The 6,485-nt window shown below is 73.3% G+C and carries 6 protein-coding genes; all 6 read right to left on the bottom strand.

Annotated features, from left to right (window positions below):
• Positions 1–526: PAS domain-containing protein (locus tag VF794_RS19185; protein ID WP_331112451.1), on the bottom strand; the 526-nt coding region annotated here is incomplete at its 3' end.
• A gap of 110 nt (positions 527–636) precedes the next feature.
• Complete coding sequence (gene cheB, locus VF794_RS19180; RefSeq protein WP_331112449.1) at positions 637–1,695, bottom strand: chemotaxis-specific protein-glutamate methyltransferase CheB; 1,059 nt, start codon at positions 1,693–1,695, stop codon at positions 637–639.
• Complete coding sequence (locus VF794_RS19175) at positions 1,692–3,821, bottom strand: hybrid sensor histidine kinase/response regulator (RefSeq protein WP_331112453.1); 2,130 nt, start codon at positions 3,819–3,821, stop codon at positions 1,692–1,694. The genes cheB and VF794_RS19175 overlap by 4 nt, the downstream gene beginning before the upstream one ends.
• 2 nt (positions 3,822–3,823) lie before the next feature.
• Positions 3,824–5,473 (bottom strand): methyl-accepting chemotaxis protein, encoded by a 1,650-nt coding sequence (locus VF794_RS19170; RefSeq protein WP_331112447.1) that lies wholly within the window; start codon positions 5,471–5,473, stop codon positions 3,824–3,826.
• Positions 5,470–6,099, bottom strand: a complete 630-nt coding sequence (locus VF794_RS19165) for a chemotaxis protein CheW (protein WP_331112445.1) — start codon at positions 6,097–6,099, stop codon at positions 5,470–5,472. Before VF794_RS19165 ends, VF794_RS19170 begins: the two co-directional genes overlap by 4 nt.
• Positions 6,099–6,485 (bottom strand): tetratricopeptide repeat protein (locus VF794_RS19160; protein ID WP_331112444.1); only part of this gene is annotated, 387 nt, incomplete at its 5' end. The genes VF794_RS19165 and VF794_RS19160, both read right to left, overlap by 1 nt.

The following is a 6,485-nucleotide window of genomic DNA, read 5'->3' as shown; positions in this document are numbered from 1 at the left end:
GCGTGTACATGCCCTGCGGATCCGGCGGGTGGGCGAAGAGCGTCGTCATCGCCTGATAGAGGAAGGACTGGCGACGCTCGGCCGCCTCCACCTCGGCCCGGGAGGCCTGCTCCAGCGCGAGGGCGCGCGAGTAGATGGTGTCCGCCTCGGTGGGGGGACGCACCGTCACCAGCACCCTCGGGGGAGCCTGCCCCTCCCGCACCCCGGTGAAGCAGAAGGTGTGCGACCGTGGGCCCGTCGGGCTCGGCCAGGTGGCCTGGAGGGAATAGGGAACCTGGCTCGCCAGGGCGATCGCCCGCCCGGACTCCAGCAGGACGCGCTCCTCGGGGCCGAGCGCCAGTCCAGACCATGGCTGGCCGATGAGCAGTTCCGGGACCAGTCCCAGGACCGTCGCGCCGGCCGTGCTGCACACCACCACCCGGCCCGCCTCGTCGAGGAGGTAGGCCGGCTCTGGCAGGGCCTTGAAGGCCATCTCGAATCCGGAGGCGGGGTGCGTCATGGTGTCGCCGCGACGTGCGGTGAGCATCTCCTCTTCATTTCATGTCACCAGACCTCGGTCTACCTCGCTGGGTGGACGGGCTGGCGGGCGTTATCTCGAAGATAGTTCCAGGCCGAGCGGGCTCCACCGCGTCCGCTTCACGCCCCCCTGGCCTCCTGGCCCGCGAGTTCCTGGAAGCGCCGGGAGAAGTCCCCCAGGGGCAACACCTCGTCCACCACGCCCGCCGCCACTGCCACCGCGGGCATTCCATAGATGACGGACGTCGCCTCGTCCTGGGCCATGACCCACCCTCCCGCTTCATGCACCTCCCTCAAACCGTCCAGGCCGTCCTGTCCCATCCCCGTGAGGACGGCGGCGGCGGTGGAGGAGCCGAAGACGCGGGTGGCCGAGCGGAAGAGCCAGGTGCCCGACGGCCGGAAGCCTCCCACCGGGGCGGCATTGGAGACCTCCACCCGCCTGTCCGCTCGCACACCGAGGTGCCGCTCGTCCGGAGCGATGTAGACGACGCCCGGGCGCAGGGCCTCACCGTCCTCGGCCACCTTCACCTCCAGCGGGCACACGCTGTCGAGCCACGTGGCCAGTCCCTTGGCGAAGCCCAGGGCGATGTGCTGCACCACGAGGATGGGCAGCGGGAAGGTGGCGGGCAGCTCCGAGAGGATGCGGTGCAGCGCCGCGGGGCCTCCGGTGGAGGCGGCGATGGCGAGCAGTCCGGGCCGGCCTCGGGGCGCCTGGGTGGTGGGGTGCCGGGGCTTGGGGCCTTCGTCTCGCGAGGGCCAGTGCCGGATGACCTTCACCGCGGCCATGGCCTTCACCGTGTCGCGCAGCCGGCGCGCCTCGGTCTCGAAGTCCGGCGCCTGCGGGCCCACCAGCTTCTGGAGCACCGCCAGCGCCCCGGAGCGCAGCGCCGCCATGGAGGTCTGGATGTCACGCTCCACCAGCGTGGACACCACCACCACCGGCGTGGGCACCTCCGTCATGATGCGCTTGGTGGCCTCCAGCCCGTCCATGTTCGGCATCTGGATGTCCATGGTGACGAGGTCCGGCCGCAGGCGCCGGGTGAGCTCCAGCGCCTCCAGACCGTCCCTGGCCTCCCCCACCACATCGAAGGATGGATCCGAGCGCAGGATTTCCACCAGCAGGCGGCGGGCGGTGGGCGAGTCCTCGGCGACGACGACGCGGAGCTTGTCGGACTTCATAAGAGCTGCCTCAGGGTCTCCAACAGGTGGGTCTGATCAAACGCGCTCTTCACCAGGTAGGCACTGGCGCCCACCTGGAGTCCGCGTGCCTTGTCCTCGGGCCTGGCGCGGGCGGTGACGAGCACCACGGGCAGGCGGCCGAAGCGCGGCGAGCCCCGCACGGCCTCGGTGAGGGAGAAGCCGTCCATGCGTGGCATCTCCACGTCCGAGACGACGGCGTCGGCCCCCTCCGCCTGGAGCCGCTCCCAGGCCTCCCTCCCGTCCACGCACGCCAGCACGTCATAGCCGGCCGACTCCAGGATGCTGCGCTCCAGGGTGCGTGTGGTCATCGAGTCGTCGGCGAGGAGGATGCGGCGGCGCGCCTTCTTCTCGACGGGGGCGGGGAAGAGGCCGGCGAGGGCGGTGCGGCCCTCGGCGGCGCGCACCAGGGCGGAGGGGTTGAGCAGCGCGGCCATCCGCCCGTCGGGCAGCACCGCCATGCCCGAGACGTGCCCCGCTCGGCGGATGCGCGGGCCCAGGCCGCGGATGAGCACCTCCTGCTCGGCCACCACCTCGTCCACCACCAGCACGGCGCGCACCTCACCCGAGGCCAGCACCATGGCCCCGGGGCGCTGGCGGGGCGTGCCCTCGGGCAGGCCGAGCACCGCCGTCAGCGTGGCCAGGGGCACCAGCGCCTGGGGCGTGGACCACATCTGCCGGCCCTCCACCACCCGCACGTCCTCGGGCCCGAGGCGCAGCAGGCGCTCCACGCTCTCCCCGGCCACCGCGAAGGTGTGCCCGCCCGCCGTCACCAGCAGCACCCGCAGCGTGCTGAGCGTCAGCGGCACGTCCAGGGTGAAGCGCGTGCCCTGGCCCGGCTGGAAGGCCACGTCCACGCTGCCCCGCATCGCCTCCACCTGCGAGCGCACCACGTCCAGCCCCACCCCGCGGCCGGACACCGCCGTCACCGCCTCCGCCGTGGACAGGCCGGAGTGGAAGATGAGCCGCGCGTCCCCCGCGTCATTCAACACCGGCAGGCCCCGGGCGCGCGCCCGCTCGCGGATGGAGCGCAGATCCAACCCCCGCCCATCGTCCTCCACCACCACCTGTACCCGGCCCCCGAGCAGCCGCGCCGACAGCGCCATCCGGCCCTCCTCGGGCTTGCCCGCCTCGCGCCGCTCCTCCGGCGTCTCCAGCCCGTGCGCCACCGCGTTGCGCACCAGGTGCAGCAGTGGCTCGCGCAGGCCCTGGAGCAGCGAGCGGTCCAACTCCAGCGTGCCGCCGTGGATCTCCAGCCGCACCTGCTTGCCCGCCGCGCGCGCCAGGTCCCGGGCGTTGCGCTCCAGCCCCGCGCACGCCTCGGCGAAGGGCAGGGTGCGCGCGCGCCGCACCTCCTCGTCCAGGCCGCTGGTGGCCTGGAGCAGGGTCCGCCGGTCCGCCGCGAGCGCCCGGCCGAGCTGCGCCAGGCGCGTCTCCAGCCGCCGCGCCACCAGCTCGTCCGGGCCCCGCAGCCGGAGTCGGAGCTGGTGCAGCTCCTCGCGCGCCGTCTCCATCATCTCCACCCGTCCCTCCAGCCGCAGGCCCCCCACGCGCAGCTCCCCGCTGCGGGCCAGCAGCGCGTCCAGCTTCTGCGCCGACACGCGCACTGGCAGTCCCTCGGCCCCGGGGGCGGGTGCCTCCACGGGAGGGGCGGGGGGCTCGGGCACGGGGGCGCGTGCGGGCGAGGCGGGGCGGGGAAGGGCCACGGGGGCGCGCGCGGCCTCCTCCAGTCGGGGGAGCAGCTCGTCCAGGGGCGAGCCCTTCAGATCCTGCTTCTGCGCCAGCCTCCGCCCCGCGTCGTCCAGCGCGTCCGCGGTGGCGAAGCACAGCTCCATCAGCTCCGGGCTGGTGCGGCCGCCGCGGTGCACCGCCAGCAGCACCTCCTCCAGCCGGTGGCAGGCCAGCTCGATGATGCCCTCGCTCACCGCGCGCGAGGCCCCCTTCACGCTGTGCACCGTGCGCAGCAGCGAGGTCATCAAATCCTCGAGGCGCGCGGGGGAGGGGGCCTTCTCCAGGGCGAGCAGGTCGCGGTTGAGCGCGGCCACGTGGCCCTCGAGCTCCTCGAGGAACGTGGCCATCAGCGCCAGGGCGAGCCTGTCCCGGTCCATCGTCATGCGGCGCGCCCGTACTCGCTCAGCAGACTCTTGAGCTTCTGGCCCATGGCGTTGAGGTCCTGCACCGCGCGCTCCGTCTGCCGGGTGCTGGTGAGCGTCTGCTGGGTGGCCTGGTTCACATCGCGCATGGCCTGGCGGATCTGACCGATGCCGGTGGCCTGCTGGCTGGCGGAGGCGGAAATCTGCGCCGCGGTGAGCGAGGCCTGGGTGAGCTGCTCTCCCAGCGTCTGGATGGTGGCGCCCGCCTGCGTCACCACCTTGGTGGCCGTGGCCACGCTCTTGGTTCCCTCCTCCGTGGTCATCACCGCGCCCTGGGTGGCCTTTTGAATCTGCCCGAGGATCTGCCGCACCTGGGCGGTGGCCTTCTTGGACTGATCCGCGAGCGCCTTCACCTCGGCGGCCACCACGGCGAAGCCCCGGCCGTGCTCTCCGGCGCGGCTGGCCTCGATGGAGGCGTTGAGGGCCAGCATGTGCGTCTGCTCGGAGATGTCGTTGACGGTGGTGATGATGTCGCCGATGGCCTGGGCCTGCTCGGCCAGGGCGAGGATGCGCGAGGCGATGGACTCCACCTGCTCGCGCACGGCGGTCATGGAGGAGATGGCCTCTTCCACCGCGCGCCGGCCGCTCCTGCCCACCTCCTCGGAGTGGCGCGCCGACTCGCTCACCCCACGGGCGCGGCCGGCGGCCTCCTCGGACATCTGGGCGAGCTCCTCGACGGTGCTCACCGTCTCGGCCACCGCGCTGCCCTGCTGCTGGGCGCCGGCCACCTGCTCGGTGGTGCTGGCGAGGATCTCCGCGGTGGCGCCCGAGAGCTGGTAGACGAACTCGGCCACCGTCCGCAGGGTGTGCTCGCGCTCGGTGGACTGCTTCGCCAGTTGCGCCTCGGCCTGCTGGCGGCGCTCGGCCATGGTGTTGAAGGCGCGCGCCAGCTCGCCCGTCTCGTCCTGGTTGTGCACATCGATGCGCTGCTCGAAGTTGCCGCGGCCGATCTGCTCGGTGCCCGCCACCAGCTTGTCCAGCGGGCCGGTGATGGAGCGGGTGACGAGGATGCTGCCCAGGCCGACGATGAGGAAGCCCAGCAGCGTGCCCAGGCCCAGCACCACCCGGGTGAGCCGGGTGCTCGCGCGGGCCTCGTCCTGCCGCTCCCGCCAGTGCTCGTCCTCCGCCTCCAGCATCTCGCCGATCTCCTGGCGGATCTGCTCCGTGAGCTGATGGCCGCGGTTCTGCTCGATGCGGGCCACCGCCGCATCCAGTCCCTTCTCGCGCCGGATGCCGATGACGGTGGCCAGCTCGTCGAGCCTGCTGCGCACCCTGGGCTCGAGCCGGGCCAGCCGCGCCCGCTGCGCGGGCTCCGTGTCCAGCGCGCGGTGCATCGCGTCGAGGTTCGAGCGCAGGGCCTGGAGGGCCGCCTCATAGGGTTGCAGGTAGCGCTCCTCGCCGGTGAGGACGAAGCCCCGCTGTCCCGACTCGGCATCGATGAGGAGCGCGCGCACTTCCCGGATGACCTTGGCCCGCTCCCGGGTCTCCACCATGCCCTCGGTCGTCTCGACGAGTTTCTGCGAGCTCTGGAAGGCCGCCAGCGCCACGGAGAGCAGCACCAGCAGGGACAGTCCGAAGCCCATGGCGATCTTCTTCCCGATGCTCATGCGATCCTTTCCTCGGAAATGTCGAAGAAGAGGCGACCATCCCCCAGCAGGGCCTCTCCCTCCAGCACGATGATGCCGTCGCGGCTGATGCCGGACACGAGTGTCCGCTCCCCGGTGGCGAGCACCGCGGGGGGAGGCAGCAGCGTGTCGCGCGAGACGAGGCGCACCTCCTCCACGGTGTCGGTGCGCAGGCCCAACTCCGGCCGGCCCGAGCCCACCACCAGCACGGGGCCATGGGAGACGGTGGCCATCCGCCCGAAGAGGGGGGCGAGCTCCACCACCGCGAGCACCTCGCCATGCAGCAGGGTGAGGCCGCGCAGCGGCTCGGGCGCGCCGGGCAGGGGCACGAGCTGCTCCGGGGCGCGCAGCACCTCCAGCACGAAGCGCGACTCCAGCGCGTAGTCCTGCTCGCCGGAGCGGAAGTGCACCAGCTCCAGCAGCGTGCCCGTCCGCGTCTGCTGGGACAGGGGCCGGGCCAGGGCCCGCGCGCGCTCCTCCAGCAGCGCCGCGTCCGCCTCGGGGGGGGAGGTGGTGGAGGCCTCGGTGGCGGCGGCGAGCCGGCCCAGCCTCCGGTAGGCCGCGGTCCAGTCCAGCCCGCCCCCCTTCGCGTCATCTCCTGCCGCCATCAGTGCGTCTCCTCAGGGGCTTCCAACCGGGTGCGCTCCTCGCGAGCCACCTGCGCCAGCCGGCCAGCCCGGTCGCCATCGGCCAGGGGCACCGGCTCGTCCGGGGGAAGCGTGGCACACAAGGACTCGGCGGTGCGGAAGGCGCGTGCGGCCCCCACGGGGTCCCCCTGGCGCCGCAGGAGGTGGCCCAGCATGAGGTGGGCCACGGCCAGCGAGGGCTCGAGGTAGAGGGCCTGGCGGGTGGCGCGCTCGGCCTCCTGGAGGCGCCCGAGGCCCATGAGCAGCAGGGCCTCCAGGTAGCGCAGCTCCACGGCGAGCGGGTGGCGCGCGGCGGCCTCGGCGCAGGCGCGCACGGCGGCCTGGGGGTCGAGGTTGGCCAGGGCCCG

The organism is Archangium sp. (assembly GCF_036389735.1).
GTDB lineage: Bacteria > Myxococcota > Myxococcia > Myxococcales > Myxococcaceae > Archangium.
Note: the sequence above shows the minus strand (reverse complement) of the source record. Positions and strands in the feature narration are given on the sequence as shown.